Source organism: Desulfonatronum parangueonense (assembly GCF_054656975.1).
Window position 1 is genome coordinate 2,044,330 of the sequence record NZ_BAAHXH010000003.1, and the last position, 18,439, is coordinate 2,062,768.

The following is an 18,439-nucleotide window of genomic DNA, read 5'->3' on the forward strand; positions in this document are numbered from 1 at the left end:
ACCTGTTATCTATTATTGGCTATTATTGGTTATCAGTTATCAGGGTGGTTCATTTCGCGGGAAAAACAGGTGCCGGTTCAAGTCCGGAACCGTGTTCACCGCAATGGCATGAGATTTTCCAGGCCAAGCATCAGCGTCAGTTCATCCAGAGGCGATTCAAGAAAGCCGTGACGTATGTAAAACAACCGGGTTTCTTCGGAAATGGCATGGACAACAAGCGCTCTGATACCTGCCTGTCTTGAGACGGCCAGAGTCCGCAGCAGGGCATCCTTGAGCATCCCTTTTCCAATCCCCTGCCCCTGCCACCGAATGTCCACCGCCAACCTTCCCAAAACCATGACAGGCAGAGGCTCAGGCATGTTCCGGCGTATTCTTCCGGGTGCGTTCATTCGTTCGACACTTCCAGCAGCCAGAGCATAATACCCCACGACAACTCGCTCCTTGCCGACAATGAACGTGCGGGAAGCTCCGGATGCTTCGTTTCGCAAAGCCTGCTTGATCAGCCAGGCATTGAGCACGGGCGTGCCGCAGTCGAATTCCTCAAGATGATACAGAGACGTAACTGGGGTGGGAGGATCGAGCCGGATCATTCCCATGGCGCCTTGGCCGAAAGCAGGTTGCCGACGGATTCGGCCACAGGAGCCCGCAACAGCTTTTCAAACTCCAAATACTGTGCATCATCCAGGAAAAAAAGGCGTCTATCCAGGAGCACGTTCTCCGCTTCCCGACATGCCGCTTCAAGCATGAATTCGGAGCGACTTTTCTTCAAGATGTCCGCGGCCTTGTCAATCAAGGCCCTTTGCACCGGCAACGCTCGAATGTTGATTGGAGAATTTCTCGTTTCAGGTTGAGTCACAAGAGCCTCCCTTTGTATATAAAAAAAATATACATCTGGATTCTCTATGTCAATGTCTTCTGTGTTGCCGGCATAACTTGTAAGCGCTTGCCATCCAGGATCACCACGTTGTCAGAAAAAATACTTGACCAATTTCTGGATAATCATTATCCAGAGATAAATACTATCCACAAAGACACGGTGTCTATGCAAACTCCCATTTTTTCCCCTGATTCCGAGGCACGACTTGAGCAGATGATCAACCGGCTCAAGGAGCGTGGATTTCGGCTCACCCCGCAGCGTGTGGCCGTGCTCAAGATTCTCGCCCTGAGTGACGGGCACCCCTCGGTGGACCAGATTTATGAGCAGGTTCACCAAGACTTCCCGACAACCAGCAGGGCCACGATCTATAAAACCGTGGCCCTGCTTCGCGAACTGGGCGAGGTCCTCGAACTGGGTTTTCCCGACGGCAGCAACCGCTACGACGGCAACAAGCCTTTTCCCCATCCCCACGTCATCTGTACCATGTGCAGGACTGTTCAGGACCCGAACCTGGCCGGTGTGACGGATCTGACTCGGGAGGTCAGTACGAAAACCGGTTTTCGGATATCCACGCACCGATTGGATTTTTTCGGACTGTGCCGAGCCTGTCAGGAGGCGGAGCACGCAAAAAGGCCGAAGGATGCCGCGGCAACGGAAACCAAGCCTGGTTTGTGATCAAATCACCGCAACCAATCAAACATTCACACAAAAAAGGAGAGTACCATGAGCGAAGCCGGCAAATGTCCTGTAACCGGAAAGATACACGACCATGCGGCCGCCAGAGGCCGTTCAAACCGCGATTGGTGGCCCAACCAAATCAACCTGGACATCCTGCACCAGCACGCGCCGGCCTCCAACCCGCTGGGACCTGATTTCAACTACGCCCGGGAATTCAACAAACTTGACCTGGCTGGCCTGAAGCAGGATCTGTACGCACTGATGACCGATTCACAAGAATGGTGGCCGGCCGACTGGGGTCACTACGGCGGTCTGATGATCCGCATGGCCTGGCACAGCGCGGGCACATACCGCACGGCGGACGGTCGCGGCGGTGGGGGCACGGGAAATCAGCGTTTCGCACCGATCAACAGCTGGCCGGACAACGTCAACCTGGACAAGGCGCGCCGACTGCTTTGGCCCGTCAAGAAGAAATACGGCAACAAGATCTCCTGGGCCGACCTGATCATCCTGGCGGGCAACTGCGCACTGGAATCGATGGGTTTCAAGACCTTCGGCTTCGGTGGCGGCCGTGAGGATATCTGGCAGCCGGAAGAGGACATCTTTTGGGGCTCGGAGTCCGAATGGCTGGGAGACACCCGCTACAGCGGGAATCGCGATCTGGCCAACCCGCTGGCCGCGGTGCAGATGGGCTTGATCTACGTGAACCCTGAAGGTCCCAACGGCAATCCGGACCCGGTTGCTTCAGGACCAGATGTGCGGGAAACCTTTGCCCGCATGGGGATGAACGACGAGGAAACCGTCGCGCTGGTCGCCGGCGGCCACACGTTTGGAAAGTGCCATGGAGCCGGCGATGCGTCGCATGTCGGCCCTGTGCCAGAAGCCGCGGGCCTGGAGGAACAGGGCTTCGGCTGGATGAGCAGCTTCGGCAGCGGCAAAGGCGGCGATACGATCAGTAGCGGCATTGAGGGCGCCTGGAAGCCGAACCCGACCACCTGGGACATGGGCTATCTGAAGGTGCTGTTCAAATACGAGTGGGAGAAGGTCAAGAGCCCGGCCGGCGCGTATCAGTGGCTGGCCAAGGACGTGGCCGAAGAGGACATGGTGGTTGACGCGCATGATCCCTCGAAGAAGCGTCGGCCGATGATGACCACGGCGGACCTTTCCCTGCGCTACGACCCGATCTATGAGCCCATCGCCCGGAGCTACCTGCAGAATCCGGAGAAATTCGCGGATGATTTCGCCCGGGCCTGGTTCAAGCTGACCCACCGGGACATGGGCCCCAAGGCCCGTTATCTAGGGCCCGAAGTCCCGGCCGAGGACCTAATCTGGCAAGACCCGGTTCCGGCTGTTGATCACCCCCTGGTCGACGCCAGGGACATCGCCGACCTCAAGTCCAAGGTTTTGGCCTCCGGCCTGACCCTGGCGGAACTGGTTGTAACCGCCTGGGCCTCGGCCTCGACCTTTCGCGGTTCGGACAAGCGGGGCGGCGCCAATGGCGCACGTATTCGACTTTCGCCGCAAAAAGACTGGGAAGTCAATCAACCCCGGCAACTGGCCAAAGTGCTGGAGACCCTCGAAACCATCCAGCGGGATTTCAACGACGCCCTGGCGGACGGCAAGAAAATCTCCCTGGCGGACCTCATCGTCCTGGCCGGATGCGCCGGCGTTGAAGCCGCGGCCAAGGCAGCCGGGCATGACGTGAACGTACCCTTCACCCCGGGCCGCACGGACGCCTCCCAGGAGCAGACCGATGCGCAGACCATCGCCGTTATGGAACCCCAGTCCGACGGTTTTCGCAACTACCAGCCCAAGATGTATACGGTCTCCGCCGAGGAAATGCTGGTGGACAGGGCGCAGCTTTTGACATTGAGTGCGCCGGAAATGACGGTGCTCGTGGGCGGATTGCGCGTCCTGGGCGCGAACTTTGGGGGATCGAAGCACGGAGTGTTTACGACGCGGCCCGGAACCCTCTCCAATGACTTCTTCGTCAACCTGCTGGACATGGGCACCGCGTGGAAGCCCACGTCCGACGCCGGAGACACCTTCGAAGGTCGTGACCGCACGACAGGCGAACTGAAGTGGACCGGCACCCGCGTGGACCTGGTTTTTGGCTCCAACTCGCGCTTGCGCGCCCTGGCCGAGGTCTATGCGCAGGACGACGCGCAGGAAAAGTTCGTGCAAGACTTTGTCGCTGCCTGGAACAAGGTCATGAACCTGGACCGTTTCGACCTGACCTGATCACGGAGTATTAGAGCAAGGTTTTCCGAGTTGAGCAGCTGTCGGGGAATGTTGGACGGCTGCAGAGAGCAACAGGAGCCGGCGTGTTTCGATATTTGGGTTATGCGGATATCGAACGCGCCGGCTCAATCTATCTTGCTTGTCGGCCGGCGACCAACGCGATCCTGACGCTCCGTCAGCGGCACCGGCGTGGCGGATGATTCTTGCCGACGTATTCCGCGGGCATGCGCCGGACCCAGTTGATGAACTTGCGCATTTCCGGGTGATCCCGCAACTGCTCGGGATTCGAGTAGGAAGCGGCCAGTTCCCGCTCGGAGAAAAGACCGTGCACCTTGGTATGGCAGATCCTATGTACCGGATCGGCCTTGGAGCCGCCGCGGGATTTAGGCTTCCAGTGATGACGGTCCACGCTGGGACCGTCATGCATGGCTCGCCCGCAGATGGGACAGGGGCCCATGGATCGGGAATCGTTATTCATAATCGAAAAACTGCCGAGGCCGGAGGTTGCCCCCCGTTTATTTGCCTCAGCAGTGTTTAGGCAGTGCCGATTCTGATATCTTCGTCTATCTGAGCCATCAGCTTTTTGTACCCATGACCACATAGACCGGATCGCTGGTGGTCGTGGTGTTGATGTGCGGATCGTCCTCGGGCCGCCACCAGTTTCGGATGCTGACGGTCTGGAGGTCCTGAAAGGCTTGGGCGGCAAGAAAATGGTCCAGGACGAGCCCCATTCGTTCAAATTCGTGCAGATCCATCCACAACGAAACGGCCTTGTCCGGAAACCAGCGGTTGGAGAAGCCAACAAGCAGCTTTCCACCCGGTCGCAGCACGCGTGCGCACTCGTTGAGCACTTCTTGGGGCCGAACCAGATATTCAACAGATAGGCTGCAGACAACCGCATCGAAACTTCCATCCGCAAAAGGCAGAACCGGGTCTGCGTTCAGGTCGTGGACGCGGTGCTCCGCAAGTCGAGGATTGGCGCTCATCTCCGCGGCGTTCATCCCGAGGCCGGTCACGTGCAGGGCTGGATTGTCAGGCAGGTGGGACTGCATGCTGCTCATCAGGTCCAGAACCTTGGCCTGTTCCGGAAGCGCACCTTCATAGACCCCTTTCAGGAATTCGCCAGCCTGGCTGTCAAGATGGCCGACCATCCTCGGTTCCTTGTAGAACTGGGCGTCGTCGGTTTCGTCCGTGCGGCGTAGGCCGTCCGGCGTGCCGAACTGCGTGGGCTGGCCTTGGTGCCTGGCCTGCATGCCTGGACCATTGTCCGCCCACTCTTCCATCCAGCAGGTCAAGCGACCGCCTGTTTCGGTCACCTTGTCCGCCACGTCCAGAATCTTGGCCTGTACTGACAGATCGTATCCAGCCAGGGGATGGTTCAGGTTGACGGTCATGGTTGCATCATCCAGGTCGATGATCCGACCGGGCAGGTAATTCTGAGGAAATACTCCGGGCAAACTTCCCAGCATCCCCCTGGGATAATGGCGGCCTTTCAGCAGAGAAATCAGGCGGCCGCGGATCTGTTGACGCGCAAATTGGGAACGAGGTACCCGATGGACAAGCTTTGGGTCATAACCCGGAACAGCCTCTCCGGCTGCATACTCCAGGCGTACTATGCCGCCAATCTCCCTGTTCAACAAAGCCTCTCGCATCCTCGACGGAAAGATGTCCCGCCAGAGATTGACTCGTCTGGCCAGGTATAGCTCTTGATGCCGAGCCTCCCGGCTCTGCCACTCCAGTTGCACTTCCAATGAAATCAAACTCTGTTCATGGATCCTTGCCACTTTCTCCTTCTTTGCTCACCCATGCATTGGGTTCAAAGGTTGCGTCGCGCGTGTCACGACGATCAAGCAAACTTGTGTCTCTTGTCAGGGAAGATCATCAATAGATCTTTTTTCTGCCATGGCAAGAGTGGCGTCCTTTGCAGGCGGTTCAATCCCGTGGGAGCATGTCCATAATGCCCCCGAAGCCGGAATGAAGGACCGGCCGCGGAATATGGCGGCCGGTACCCGGTTCGGCACAGACCCGCCCCTCCCGGCACACTTCAACTCCTGCCAGAAAGGTGGCCACCGGAGCGCCCCGGAAGGTCATGCCCTCGAAAACGCTGAAATCAACCGCATGATGATGGGTCCGGGCGCTCACCGTATGCAGGGCATCAGGATCCCAAAGCACGATGTCCGCATCAGCGCCCGGGCGGATGCAGCCCTTGCGCGGATAGATATTGAAGAGGCGGGCTGCATTGGTTGATGTCACGGCCACAAACTGCTCCGGAGTCAGAAGCCTCTTGGCCACGCCACCGTCCCAGACCACCCGCATCCTGTCTTCCAGCCCCGGGGTTCCGTTGAGCAGTTTGGTGAAGTCCGTCAAGCCGTTTGCCCGCTGGGCATCCGTGAAGGAACAGTTATCGCTGGCTGTGACCTGGATATCGCCCATAGCCAGTCCCTTCCACAGCGCGGCCCGGTCCCGGGCCGACCGGAAAGGCGGACTCATGACGTACCGCGCCGCCAGAACCGGATCCTCCTGTTCATAAGCCGCTTCATCCACGGCCAGGTGGCCGCCAAGGCACTCGGCAAACACGGGCAGCCCCCGACTCCTGGCCGCCACAACCGCGTCCAGGGCCTGGGAGCAGGAGAGGTGCACGACGTACAGCGGAACATTGGCCGCTTCGGCCAGGGCAATGGCCCGCTGAGTCGCTTCGGCCTCCCCATAGGCTGGATGGCAGAGGGGATGCGCTCTGGGGTGGGTGATCCCTTCAGCCAAAAACCTGCGTTGCAGAAAAGGGATGATTTCGGCATTTTCCGCGTGCACGGTGCAGATGCAGCCCAGTTCGGCGGCCCGGGCAAAACTGTCCAGCATCCGCTCCGGGTCGAGCATCACCGTACCCTTGTAGGCCATATAATGCTTGAAGGAATTCACCCCGCGCTCATGGGCCAAAACGCCCATTTCACGGGCCACACTCTCGTCGTACCAGGTCACGGCCATGTGGAACGAATAGTCGCAGGTGGCCGTGCGGGCGAAATCCATCCAGCGGTCGTATGCCTCCAGAAAGGACTGCCCCTGGCGGGGAATGGCAAAATCAATGATCATGGTGGTCCCACCGGCCAAAGCGGCCCGTCCGCCCTGCTCGAAATCGTCGGCTGTCCGGGTACCTGCGATGGGCATGTCCAGGTGGGTATGCGGATCAATGCCGCCGGGCAGTGCCAGCAATCCGCCGGCGTCGACCACCTTGGTTTCCGGCAAAACTTCGAGATCGGCGCCCACGCCCACGACTTTTCCATTGCGGATGGACACGTCGGCCCGAGCCGAACAATTCGCGTTGACCACGGTTGCTCCACGGATCAAAAGATTCATTTACGGCTCCGGTGTTTGGGGTCAGGAAATGTAACTGCTCAAAAACTTTTGGCAGTCAAGAGGATAAATCCTGGGAGCGCCGCACCCCAGTGCGGCAACGGGGTAACGCACAAAGGGCAAAGTTCCGGCTGGAATATGGCCCCCGTGGCTTGGACACAACACTCCGCGTCCATGGGATCGTTGCACAGAAAACCTCGTCGCCAGATCTTTTTGAGCAGTTACCAGGAAATTGGCAACAACTACCTGATGGAATCGATATGTGGCGGAAAAACATCAAGATTGCCGGGATAGTCCTGGCTGCCGGAGCCGGACGGCGCATGGGCGGTGAAGAGGGGACCAAGTTGCTCTTGCCGTTCCGAGGCAATCCTCTTCTCGCCCACGTGGTGCGCAAGGCCCTGGCGGTTTGCGATCCTGTTCTGGCCGTGGTGGGCAGCAACGCACGACAGATCACGACAGTGCTGAACGGAATCGATGTGCGCCTGCGAATTGTCCATGCCAAGGACTGGCATGAAGGACAATCCCGTAGTTTGCGGACCGGACTGGCCGCCCTAGAATCCGACATCGCCGGAGCACTTGTTTTCCTGGGAGATCAGCCTCTGGTTCGCCATGACACTCTTAAAGCATTGACCGCCATGTTCCGGACTCATCCCGAAAGCTTTATCGCACCGTGCCATAATGGGAAGCGCGGCAATCCCGTCTGCATTCCTCAACTCTGGTTTTCTCGGGTGATGGACCTGCAAGGAGATACGGGAGCACGGTTGCTCCTGGAACACCCCGAGGCCCGCCTTCGTTTGGTGGAGGTGGACGACCCGGGGGTACTCCAAGACGTGGATACAGTCGCGGATTATAAAGTTCTCCAGAAGTTCTGATCTACGTCCCGCCGAAACAGCTCCAAGATAACAATCGCAATGGACTCGCAATCGCAATCTAAATCGAAATCGAGACAACAACTACTCAGCACATCATCCATTTGGTCATAAACCGCACTGGATTCCGGCTTTCGCCGGAATGACATATTGGAGCAACCCCTTTCAACATCAGCCATACCGGCGTAGGCCCTATCCAGGTCTTTTTCTGAGACTTTGCTGATAGTTACTCGAGAAAAAGCATTACTGGACGATGCCGATTGCGATTGCGTTTTCGATTTCGATTTCGATTGCGATTGCGACTTCGGATACGGATTGGCTACTTTATGTGGAGCGCAAATGAATGAGGAGTTAAATTCCGTCCTCAATCATTACTGCTCCGTCAGGCGGATCACCTCAACCACCGAATCCAGCTTGCTGAGCTTTTCGATTACGCCGTACAGATGGGCGGAGTCCCGGACCTCCACGTGGAACAGCATTTCCGTCTTCCCGTCCGGCCTGGAACTGAATGAGCCGGAATCGATATTCATGGCCTCCTTGGCCATGAGCATGCTGATTTCTCCAAGCACGCCGGGTTCGTTCAGGCAGATGATCCGTATCTTTGCAGGGAAAGATTTTGCCGGCTCGCCCTCCCAGAAGACGTCCAGCATCCGTTCCGGTTCCAGATAGGCCACATTTGGACAATCCACCGTATGCACGATGGCGCCGCGTCCCCGGCTGATGAATCCGACGATGGGATCTCCCGGAAGAGGATTGCAGCACTTGGCGAACTGCACCAGGACGTCGTCCACGCCCTTGATGCTGATCCCCCTGGATTTGGTCGGTTTGGGCGGCTCATGTGGCAAAGCAGGAGCTTCGCTCCGTACTTCGGGAGCCTGCTCCTCAGTGGGCAGCATCCGGTGCAGCACCTGCCTGGGCGTCAGCCGGGCATAGCCCACGGCGGTCAAGAGATCCTCGCGAGTCTTGAAGGACAGTTCCTCCACAACCTTGTCGAATCGACCGTCCTTCAGGGCCTTGGCCATATTCACGCCGACCTTTCGCCCTTCCTTTTCCAGAATCTCCCTGGCAAAGGCAATGCTCCTGTCGCGCTCCTCCGTCCGGACCCAGTGCTTGATCCTGGCCTTGGCCTTGGCCGTCTTGACGAACTTCAGCCAGTCTTTGCTGGGATGGCGTCCGGGGTCGGTGATGATCTCCACCGTGTCCCCGTTGTGCAGCGGTGTAGATAACGGAACCAGTCGGCCGTTGACCCGGGCTCCGTTGCAGTGGTTGCCCACTTCGGTATGCACCAGATAGGCGAAATCCACGGGCGTGGCGCCTTCTGGCAGTTCCTTCACGTCGCCACGGGGCGTGAATACGTACACCTCGTCCTGGAACAGGTCGATGCGCAGAGAGGCCATGAATTCTCGAGGATTCTCGAGATCCTGCTGCCAGTCCAGAATTTGGCGCAGCCAGGAGAAACGGTCCGCGTCCCGGTCCTTGCCCTTGCCTCCCTCCTTGTATTGCCAATGAGCGGCAACGCCATACTCCGCCAGACGGTTCATGTCTTCGGTGCGAATTTGAATTTCGATGCGTTCTCCATCCGGCCCGAAGACGGTTGTATGCAGACTCTGATACATGTTCTTCTTGGGCATGGAGATGTAGTCTTTGAATCGGCCCGGAACCGGTTTCCACAAGGAATGGACCAACCCCAGGACGGCATAGCAGTCCTTGATTGACCCCACGATGGTCCGAAACGCGATCAGGTCATATACCTGATCCAGGTTCAGGCCCTGCTGGAGCATCTTGTGGTAGATGCTGTAAATGTGCTTGATCCGCCCCTTGACCCGGCCGGATATCTTGTTGGTCCGCAACAACTCTTCGATCATGTTGTGGACCTTGCTGATGTATTCCTGCCCCACGCTTTGATGTTGCTGGACGCCGTTGGCAATTTGCTGATAGATGTCCGGCTTCAAATACCGCAAGCTGAGATCTTCCAACTGAACCTTGACGCGATACAGCCCCAGCCTGTTGGCCAATGGCGCGTAGATGTCCAGGGTTTCCTTGGCGATCAGTCGCTGCTTGATGTTCTTTTGAAACTCCAGGGTACGCATGTTGTGCAATCGATCCGCCAATTTGACCATCAGGACCCGGATGTCGTCGGCCATGGCCAGGATCATTTTCCGGATATTCTCGGCCTGGGCTTCCTCCTTGGAATGAAAGCTCATCTTGCTGATCTTGGTGGTTCCGGCGACGATTTTCGCCACGTCGTCCCCGAATTCCGTGGCGATTTCCTTCACCGTGACCTTGGTGTCCTCTACGGTGTCATGGAGCAGACCCGCGGCAATGGAAGCCTTGTCCAGCTTCATTTCAGCAAGCGAATTGGCAACTTCAAGAGGATGGAAAAGGTACGGCTCGCCGGAAAGGCGCGTCTGCCCGGCATGCGCCGCGGCGGAAAAAACATACGCCTTCTGAATCACGTTCATGTCCTCTTCGGACATGTAGCCGGACACTTTATCCAAAATTTCATGGATACGAATCATGGCTCTGCCTGTTCACAAAAAAAGCAATTATTCACTTGAGACCGATTCCCCTTGATTTGCGAGATTGTCAGCAATTCTCATCTCGCGTGATTTGTCCGTTTTGCCTTGATTTACGGTCTCATTTATTTGATTGAGGCAGGATCCGTCATCAAAATATGACCGGTCACTTGAAGTGCGGGAACCTCAATTGAGGGCTACGCTTTCGGAACAACAACGAGTCAGTTCAGTCCGGCATGACCCAGAAACGCTGAGCAGTTCCAACCATCAGCTTTCCAAAATTTCTTATGCCTCTTGCGAGAATCCGTGGATTTGATTAAATGGACCAATTCTCGAATCAGGACCTTGTTCGAATGACCAGGCCATGATCGAAATTTTACAAGGAACATTAGGTTTATGACGGATTCTATAACAAAAATGAACCGGAACGAAGAAATTGAAGTGAGCAATGCCTTGCAGCGCTTCATTCAGGAGAATATCCCGGAATACATCGCATCCGGAGCACAATCTCTGATCTCGGAAGACGGCGCCCACAAGATTTCCTTAAAAAAAATGAATGACCACTGGGACATTTCCGGCCAATTCCAAACGGACGATTTCCAGATCTACAATGCCGAACTCGGGATCAACCTCAAGAATCCCACCACGAACTACTTCTGCAACTGCCCGGACTCCTTCTCCGGCGTTTGCAGGCATGTCGCGGCCACGGCACTCCATCTTCTATCCTCATTGCAAAGCGACAATCAAGAGGACATGCCCAAGCCAAGAACCGAGTGGCGCAAGACGTTCCGTCAATTCTTCGCCATGGACGTGGAGCCGGAACCGGGCAAGCAATACTTCATCATGCAGTTTTTTCCCGAGCCGAAACGACTGCAGGTGGCCTTTTTCCGGGCCCGCCAGAACAAATCGGGCATTTCCCAGGTCATGGTTCCGGTCACTCTGGAACAATTGATCCGCAACCCTGAATGGGCCGACCTCTCGCCGGAACTGCCGCAGATCGCGGAGCAGATCGGGCAGCACCTGGAATACTACGGCCACCGGGTCGACATTCCTCAAGGCCTTTTGACATGGTTCCTGTGGGGGGTCAAAAATGAATACTATCTGCGCTGGGAGGACACGGAACAACCGGTACGCGTGGAAAGCAAGACCCTGCGCCTGCAGGTCCGGCCGAAGCTCTCCGAGGATGGTCTGAATTTCGATCTGCTTCTCGGCAGGGAAGGCAAAACTCCCTTTTCCATCTCCGGTCAGGAACTCTACTTTTACGGTCAGTTCCCGCTCTGGGTTTGCTGGCGGCAGCAGTTCCTTCCCGTTCAGACCGGACTGGATCCGCAACTCGTCCAGGACCTGGTGGAACAGCAGCCCATTGTCCCCCATGGCGACATCGCCGAGTTTCTGGATCGGGTCTGGACCAAGATCCCCTCGTCGGATCTGATTGACCAGGAAGACTTCCTGGAGCGGATGCAGCCGATATTCGTACCAGCCACCTATGACCCCAAATTGTTCATGGACGAGGAAGGAAGCTTCCTGACCCTGCAAATCCAGAACACCTACGTAACGGAACACGGCGAAGTGACCCTGGACGCACCTAATCCGGATCTGCAGACCGGCAGCTACCAGGTTGGCGGAAAAGCCTATCTTCTGCGCCGGGAGCAGGAGAAGGAATCGGCGCTGATCAACAAGCTGTCCACCATGAATTTCCAGGCCAGAAGCCCGGAGATGTGGTTCCTGGAGCCGGAGGACGCCATTACCTTCCTTCTGGATGCCTACCCGGAGATGATTCAGGAATATCGCATGTTCGGCGAGCAGGGGTTGAAGCGCTACAAGGTCCGCCTGGCCAATCCCGAAGTGGTCGCGATCCTGGAGACCAAGGAAGAAAAGGCCGAGGACAAATGGTTCAACCTGGACATCTCCGTGGACTACGACGGCGAGCGGGTTCCCATCGACAAAATCTGGAAAGCATGGACCCAGGGCAAACGCTATGTCCAGCTCAAGGACGGCTCGTACACCCGGCTTCCGGAATCATGGCTGAAGACCCTGGGGCATCGTTTGGAAACCTTGGGGATCGATCCGGACAAGCCCATCAAGCGCAAGTTCAAGCAGTTCGAGGCTCCGGTCCTGGACAAGATTCTGGAGGATCTTCCCGAAACCACCACCGACGGCTTCTGGCAGGAACTTCGGATCAAGCTGCAGGACTTTGAGAGCATTGAACAGATCGGCGTGCCCAAGGACCTGCAGGCGGACCTGCGGCCCTATCAGATCCAGGGCCTGAGCTACCTCAACTTCCTGCGCAAGTATGGTTTCGGCGGCATTCTCGCGGATGAGATGGGTCTGGGCAAGACCGTGCAGACCCTGGCCTTCATCCAGCACATGATCAACAACAAGCACGAAGGGCCGAACCTGATCGTCGTGCCCACGTCCGTCCTGCCCAACTGGGACCGGGAAGCCCAGAAATTTCTGCCCAAGCTGCGGCGGCTGCTGATCTACGGCATCAATCGTGAACCATTGTTCAAGCAGATTGAAAAATCGGACCTGGTCATCACCACGTATGCCCTGCTCCGCCGTGACATGGACGAGTTGTTGAAATACGAGTTCAACAGCATCATCCTGGACGAGGCCCAGAACATCAAGAACCCCAACACCATCACCGCCAGATCGGTCCGCCGGCTCAATGCCCGGTTCCGGCTCTGCCTCTCCGGCACGCCCATTGAGAACAACCTGTTGGAACTGTGGTCCTTGTTCGAATTCCTGATGCCCGGCTTTCTCGGTTCCCAGCATGCCTTCCACAGTGGATTCGTCCGGCCCATCCGCGACGGAGACGAGGAATCCCTGGAACAGCTCAAGCTGCGGGTCAAGCCCTTCATCCTGCGCCGCAAGAAGGCCGACGTGGCCAAGGATCTGCCGCCCAAGGTGGAGAACGTCTACTACTGCGCCCTGGAAGACGAGCAGATGGAACTGTATACGGCCGTGGCCAGAAAGCTCAAGGATCAGGTTCTGAAGAACATCGACGAACAGGGCATGGCCAAGAGCCAGATGTCCATTCTCGACGCCCTGCTCAAGCTGCGCCAGATCTGCTGTCATCCCAGACTGCTGCGTCTGGACATGCCCGGCGTGAGCACGAACATCAATTCCGGCAAGTTCGAGGCCTTCAAGGACCTGACCACCGGAATCGTCGAGGACGGCCACAAGGTGCTGGTCTTCTCCCAGTTCGTCCAGATGCTGCACATCATCCGCGGCTGGCTGCAGACCACCGACATCCCCTTCACCTACCTGGACGGATCCAGCAAGGACCGCTTCGAGCAGGTGGACAAGTTCAACAACGACGACTCGATCCGCCTCTTCCTGATTTCCCTCAAAGCCGGCGGTACCGGGCTGAACCTGACGTCCGCGGACTACGTCATCCATTACGACCCGTGGTGGAACCCTGCCGTGGAAAGCCAGGCCATCGACCGGACGCACCGCATCGGTCAGACCAAGCAGGTTTTTGCCTACAAGATGATCTGCGAAAACACCGTGGAAGAAAAGATTCTCAAGCTGCAGGAACAGAAACGCAACGTGGCCGAATCCATCATCCCCGGCCAGGACGTCTGGAAGAACATCACCCGCAACGATCTCGAAATGCTGCTGGATGTCTAGATAAAGCCAGTGGCTTGAGGCATGAATACAAAAAAAACAGGCCCGGAGAGAAACCTCCGGGCCTGTTTTTTTGTTGCCGGCAATTACCGGACCATATCGCGTTTCAAAAGAACAATCGGAACGGGACCAACCTTTTTTCCAGCAGGTAATTCAGAATCGGATCTCGACCCTGCAATGTCACCCGTCTGGTCGGGGTTTCCTGAACGATCAGCAACGGCACTCCCCGGTATCCGCTGTTGCGCAGAAACACTGCGCCATTTGTTGCGGCCGCGACGGCTTCAGGCAGGATTTCCATGTCCGGAACCGGTTCACGCTCCACGTCCAGGAGGGCCTGAAAAGGATTTGTCGCGACGAGGGGATGGTCCAGAAGTGCGGCCAATTTGCGCTGGTCTGCCGGCTGGGTATCCAGGGGAACCAGGTGCCACTCTCCCCCCTGGGGCGGATGCGCGGCCAGGCTGCTCAGGACATGCGTGCAGAACGGGCAGTGCAGGCTGAAAAAATAGTACAGTTGCGGCCCGGGCTGGTCTGATGCACGCCAGGACGTCAGAACGGTCTCCCGCAAATCCGGGGTTCTATCCGGAAAGATGAACATCGCCTGGGAGGCGAAGGCCGCGCTCCACACGGCAACGCCCATGACCACGGCGGCAAGAGAGCGCCGCATCCAGCCGTAGGCGAAAAGAATCAGGAACAGGGCGATTCCCACTGCATAACAGAGAATGCAGGTTTCCTGGATTCCGAAGTGCTGGAAACCCAGAATTCCTCCGTCAAAAGCCAATCCGGCGGTCAACACGGTTGCCGCGAGCATCCATAGCCACCCCTTGTCCAGTCGCTTGCTCAGGAACAACAGGCCGGCCAGAATCCAGAAAAAAACCACGCCCATGCCGATGAAGGTGATCTCGCCGTATTTGACATAGGTGCCGACCACGGCACATCCGGCCGTAGGACACAACCCCTGATATCCTGCCTGTTGCAGCCAATATTCAAGGCTCAGCAGCAGGGCCGCAGCCGTGGCCAGAAACAAGGGAGCATATACCCGAATCAAAGATTCACTTTCATTGGGTTGTTCAGCAATATTTTTTTTTCGTTTCATCAATTTCTCCCGCTTACGGTATTTGCCCGCATTGAGCACGGTCTTCAGCAAGTAAGCCCTGACGGAGCCCGACAGGGAAACGTGCATTCAGGTTTACAGATTCGGAACAGGCACGCTGGTCAGCAGGTATTTCAGGTCTTCATCCGTGAAGTAGAATCCCAGCCCGGCATAGAAGGATCGCCGATCGCTGCGGGCAAAATCGTCCATGCCGAGACTGGCGTAGAAATTGCGCAGGAAATAGAGCTTGGCGCCGGCCTTGAGATGGGGATTGACGTCCTTGTCGAAGTCATACGCTTCAAAAAGCAGTTGCAGACGATCGTCCCAGAGATAGTAGTCCACCCCGACCCCGCCGGTGCTTTCGAACAGCCCGCCGCGCAGGACCAGGTTGTCCCAGCGCTTGGCCAGCTGGGCGGAGAAGGTGATCTTGCTTTGATAGTACCTGTCCTCAATTTCCCGAATTGTGGTCCGCTCTCCGTTGATCCACCGCTCGGTGAGGGTTTCCTTCTTTTCCCGCCGCCCCTGGGGGCTGTCCACAACGGAGAGCAGGTAATATTTGTCCTCGGCGGGTTGCAGCCGTAAGGTCAACGCCGATCTGGTTTCGCCGTGACGCGCCAGGTACTCGCTGGTAAAGTCCACAGAGGTTTGGAACTGATCCTGCTTGGCCAGGAACCTGTTTATGCCTTCCAGGGCCCGATCCAGTTCCTGGGCTGTCGTATCCTCGTTGATCAGCCTGCCCAGGGTGCCTTGGCCCTCGTCAATCTTGCGGGAGATGCTCTCCAGAGAGGCCATGGTCCCCTGCAGGTCCTGGCCCATCTCCGGATCATTGATCATCTTGGCAAGAGGACCTTCCCCGGTTTCGAGGCGTGCCAGCACGTCGCCCGCCTGTTGCAGCGTTGTCTGCAGTTGCCCGGAGGCTGTCTCCAGATTGGCCACGATGCGGTCAATGCCTTCCCTGTTCGTCCCGGCGATATCCCGCATATCAGCGGAGAAATCCCGAAAATTGCGCACAATGAAGTCCACGCTTTCCGCATTGGCCTGGACCATGGCATTCAACCCCATGGCTGCGTCGCGCAGACTTTCAAAGGCCAAACGCAGATCCTGCTCGCCTTGGGGGCCGCCGAAAACATTGGCGGCGCTGCGGGAAACGACGCGGATGTCGTCGGCAATGTCGCCCACCTTGGTGAACATCTGATCCATATCTGCCGGCGTAGCTCCCCTGGCGATGCGCCCTCCGTCTTCGACCACGGGAAAAGGCTCGCCGCCAGGTTGTATTTCCACGAACTTGTCTCCCAGCACGCCGCGCGTCCGGATCGTGGCCACCGCATCGGAATGAAGACGGACATGCGAGCGCAGTTGCAGAGTCACCCTGGCTTGATGGCCGTCCAGTGCAATGGAATCCACCAGACCGACGTCGATGCCGGCGATCTCCACGGGAGAATTGGTCCGCAATCCGGATACGTTGTCGAAAAGGACATCCACCTCGTATGTATCGCCCGGCAGGAACACTCCCGTACCAACTCTCAGCGTCATGTAGGCCAGGGCCGCGCATGCGATCAGGACAAAAACGCCAACTTTTATTTCAGCTCCGGGTGTCACGCTTTCTCCACATATGTATTATGAACAATAGGAACGTTAGACGATGCTGATCGGACCTTCGGCGCGTCCGTGAATGAACTGTTGGACCACGGGATCATCCCATTGCCTGATCTCATCCGGCGTGCCCTGGGCGATAATTTTGCCTTCAAACAGCATGAACAACTCGTGGCCGGTACTCATGGCCGCGGGAATATCATGGCTGATCACCACGCAGGTGGCATGAAACTCGGCCTGGGTGCGCACGATCAGTTCGTTGATCGTGGCGGCCATGACGGGATCGAGGCCCGATGTCGGCTCGTCGAACAACACGATTTTCGGCTCCAGGGCCAAGGCTCGGGCCAAACCGACCCGTTTACGCATCCCGCCGGAAAGCTCCGACGACATCTTGTGGCCCATTTCCTTCAGACCCACCGCGGCCAGCTTTTGGGCCACGATATCCATGACTTCGCTTCGGCTCTTGCGGGTGTGTTCAAACAGAGGGAAGGCGACGTTTTCCTCCACGTTCATCGAATCGAACAAGGCCGACTCCTGGAACAGCATCCCGAACTTGCGCCGGACGGGCGCCATCTCGCGTTCACTCATCCGGGCAATGTCCTGACCGTCGATGATCACCTGTCCCTGGTCAGGACGCATCAAGCCGATGATGTGCTTGAGCAGTACGCTTTTGCCTCCGCCGCTGCGGCCGATGATCACGCTCACCGAATCCTTGGCAATGGCCAGACTGAGATCACGCAGCACGTGCTCGCGGCCGAAACTCTTCCGCACATTACACAGTTCGATAATCGGTTCCATGGTCATGGCTACATCATCAATGCCGTGAGCACGTAGTCGCTGGTCAAGATCAGCACCGACGCGAGAACCACAGCCTGGGTAGTGGCCCGTCCAACGCCCTCGGCGCCGCCGCTGGTGTAGAATCCCTTGTAACATCCCACCAGAGTGAGAATCAAACCGAAGCAGGCCGCCTTGATCAAGCCGTTGTACAAGTCGCTCAACGTGACGAATTCATATACCTTGTTCATGAATATGCCGCCGTGGATTCCCAACAATTGCACTCCCACCAAGTATCCTCCGAAAACGCCGATGAAAACGGACAATGCCGTAAGCAACGGAACCATGATCACTCCGGCCATGATCCGCGGCAAAACAAGATATTGAACAGGATTGATGGCCATCACCGACAGCGCGTCCACCTGCTCCGTGACGCGCATGGTCCCGATCTCGGCGGCAATGGCCGATCCGGCCCTGCCGGTGACCATCAAGGCCGTGATCACCGGCCCGAGTTCGCGGGCCATGGACAAAGCGACCGTGGCGCCGACCAGGGTTTCAGCGGAAAACATTCGAAAAGCGTAATATGTTTGCAAAGCCAGAACCATGCCTGTGAACAGGGACGTCAGGGCGACGACGAAGACGGAATTCACGCCGATGAATTCCATCTGCTTGAAAAAAAGTCGCCAGCGCCATGGCGGACTAAACAGCCAGGACATGGACTCCAGAAACAACAGCATCATTCGCCCGCTGTCCCGGGAGACGCTGATGAACAAGCCGCCAATGGCTGCGACGATACTGGTCATACCCGGCTCATATTTTTTAC

At 57.2% G+C, this 18,439-nt stretch carries 14 protein-coding genes; 4 read left to right on the top strand and 10 right to left on the bottom strand.

What is annotated here, in order from left to right:
* Window positions 1-95 precede the first annotated feature (95 nt).
* Together ACYQ15_RS09400 and ACYQ15_RS09405 are read right to left on the bottom strand one after the other, a co-directional pair.
* A complete protein-coding gene (locus ACYQ15_RS09400) occupies window positions 96-590 on the bottom strand; it encodes a GNAT family N-acetyltransferase (RefSeq protein WP_459937254.1) in 495 nt (164 codons plus the stop codon).
* Complete coding sequence (locus ACYQ15_RS09405; protein ID WP_459937255.1) at window positions 587-856, bottom strand: type II toxin-antitoxin system TacA family antitoxin; 270 nt, start codon at window positions 854-856, stop codon at window positions 587-589. Before ACYQ15_RS09405 ends, ACYQ15_RS09400 begins: the two co-directional genes overlap by 4 nt.
* Before the next feature lie 186 nt (window positions 857-1,042).
* Here ACYQ15_RS09405 and ACYQ15_RS09410 point away from each other — a divergent pair, with 186 nt between their 5' ends.
* Together ACYQ15_RS09410 and katG are read left to right on the top strand one after the other, a co-directional pair.
* Complete coding sequence (locus ACYQ15_RS09410) at window positions 1,043-1,552, top strand: Fur family transcriptional regulator (protein WP_459937256.1); 510 nt, start codon at window positions 1,043-1,045, stop codon at window positions 1,550-1,552.
* A gap of 48 nt (window positions 1,553-1,600) precedes the next feature.
* Window positions 1,601-3,796, top strand: coding sequence for a catalase/peroxidase HPI (gene katG / locus ACYQ15_RS09415; protein WP_459937257.1), 2,196 nt, complete (start codon window positions 1,601-1,603; stop codon window positions 3,794-3,796).
* Window positions 3,797-3,971: 175 nt separating this feature from the next.
* Here katG and ACYQ15_RS09420 read toward each other — a convergent pair whose 3' ends face one another.
* The 3 genes from ACYQ15_RS09420 to hydA form a co-directional block, all read right to left on the bottom strand.
* Window positions 3,972-4,274, bottom strand: a complete 303-nt coding sequence (locus ACYQ15_RS09420) for a hypothetical protein (RefSeq protein WP_459937258.1) — start codon at window positions 4,272-4,274, stop codon at window positions 3,972-3,974.
* 97 nt (window positions 4,275-4,371) lie between these two features.
* Window positions 4,372-5,580, bottom strand: coding sequence for a methyltransferase domain-containing protein (locus ACYQ15_RS09425; protein WP_459937259.1), 1,209 nt, complete (start codon window positions 5,578-5,580; stop codon window positions 4,372-4,374).
* Between the two features lie 148 nt (window positions 5,581-5,728).
* Window positions 5,729-7,147: a dihydropyrimidinase gene (hydA, locus tag ACYQ15_RS09430; protein WP_459937260.1), complete on the bottom strand. Its 1,419-nt coding sequence runs from the start codon at window positions 7,145-7,147 to the stop codon at window positions 5,729-5,731.
* Window positions 7,148-7,404: 257 nt separating this feature from the next.
* Here hydA and ACYQ15_RS09435 point away from each other — a divergent pair, with 257 nt between their 5' ends.
* Window positions 7,405-8,016: a nucleotidyltransferase family protein gene (locus tag ACYQ15_RS09435; protein ID WP_459937261.1), complete on the top strand. Its 612-nt coding sequence runs from the start codon at window positions 7,405-7,407 to the stop codon at window positions 8,014-8,016.
* Window positions 8,017-8,384: 368 nt separating this feature from the next.
* Here ACYQ15_RS09435 and ACYQ15_RS09440 read toward each other — a convergent pair whose 3' ends face one another.
* The gene (locus tag ACYQ15_RS09440) at window positions 8,385-10,532 is read right to left on the bottom strand and encodes a RelA/SpoT family protein (RefSeq protein ID WP_459937262.1); all 2,148 of its coding nucleotides are present in this window, start codon (window positions 10,530-10,532) and stop codon (window positions 8,385-8,387) included.
* 414 nt (window positions 10,533-10,946) lie between these two features.
* Between ACYQ15_RS09440 and ACYQ15_RS09445 the strand changes: the two genes are divergently transcribed.
* Entirely contained in the window at window positions 10,947-14,162 is a 3,216-nt protein-coding gene (locus ACYQ15_RS09445; RefSeq protein WP_459939566.1) for a DEAD/DEAH box helicase, read from the top strand.
* Window positions 14,163-14,265: 103 nt separating this feature from the next.
* Here the strand turns inward: ACYQ15_RS09445 and ACYQ15_RS09450 are convergent, their stop codons facing one another.
* The 4 genes from ACYQ15_RS09450 to ACYQ15_RS09465 form a co-directional block, all read right to left on the bottom strand.
* Window positions 14,266-15,252, bottom strand: a complete 987-nt coding sequence (locus ACYQ15_RS09450; RefSeq protein ID WP_459937263.1) for a hypothetical protein — start codon at window positions 15,250-15,252, stop codon at window positions 14,266-14,268.
* 93 nt (window positions 15,253-15,345) lie between these two features.
* The gene (locus ACYQ15_RS09455; RefSeq protein ID WP_459937264.1) at window positions 15,346-16,848 is read right to left on the bottom strand and encodes an MlaD family protein; all 1,503 of its coding nucleotides are present in this window, start codon (window positions 16,846-16,848) and stop codon (window positions 15,346-15,348) included.
* A 36-nt stretch (window positions 16,849-16,884) separates the two neighbouring features.
* Window positions 16,885-17,646 (bottom strand): ABC transporter ATP-binding protein, encoded by a 762-nt coding sequence (locus tag ACYQ15_RS09460; protein ID WP_459937265.1) that lies wholly within the window; start codon window positions 17,644-17,646, stop codon window positions 16,885-16,887.
* 2 nt (window positions 17,647-17,648) lie between these two features.
* Window positions 17,649-18,419 (bottom strand): MlaE family ABC transporter permease, encoded by a 771-nt coding sequence (locus ACYQ15_RS09465; RefSeq protein ID WP_459937266.1) that lies wholly within the window; start codon window positions 18,417-18,419, stop codon window positions 17,649-17,651.
* Window positions 18,420-18,439 lie beyond the last annotated feature (20 nt).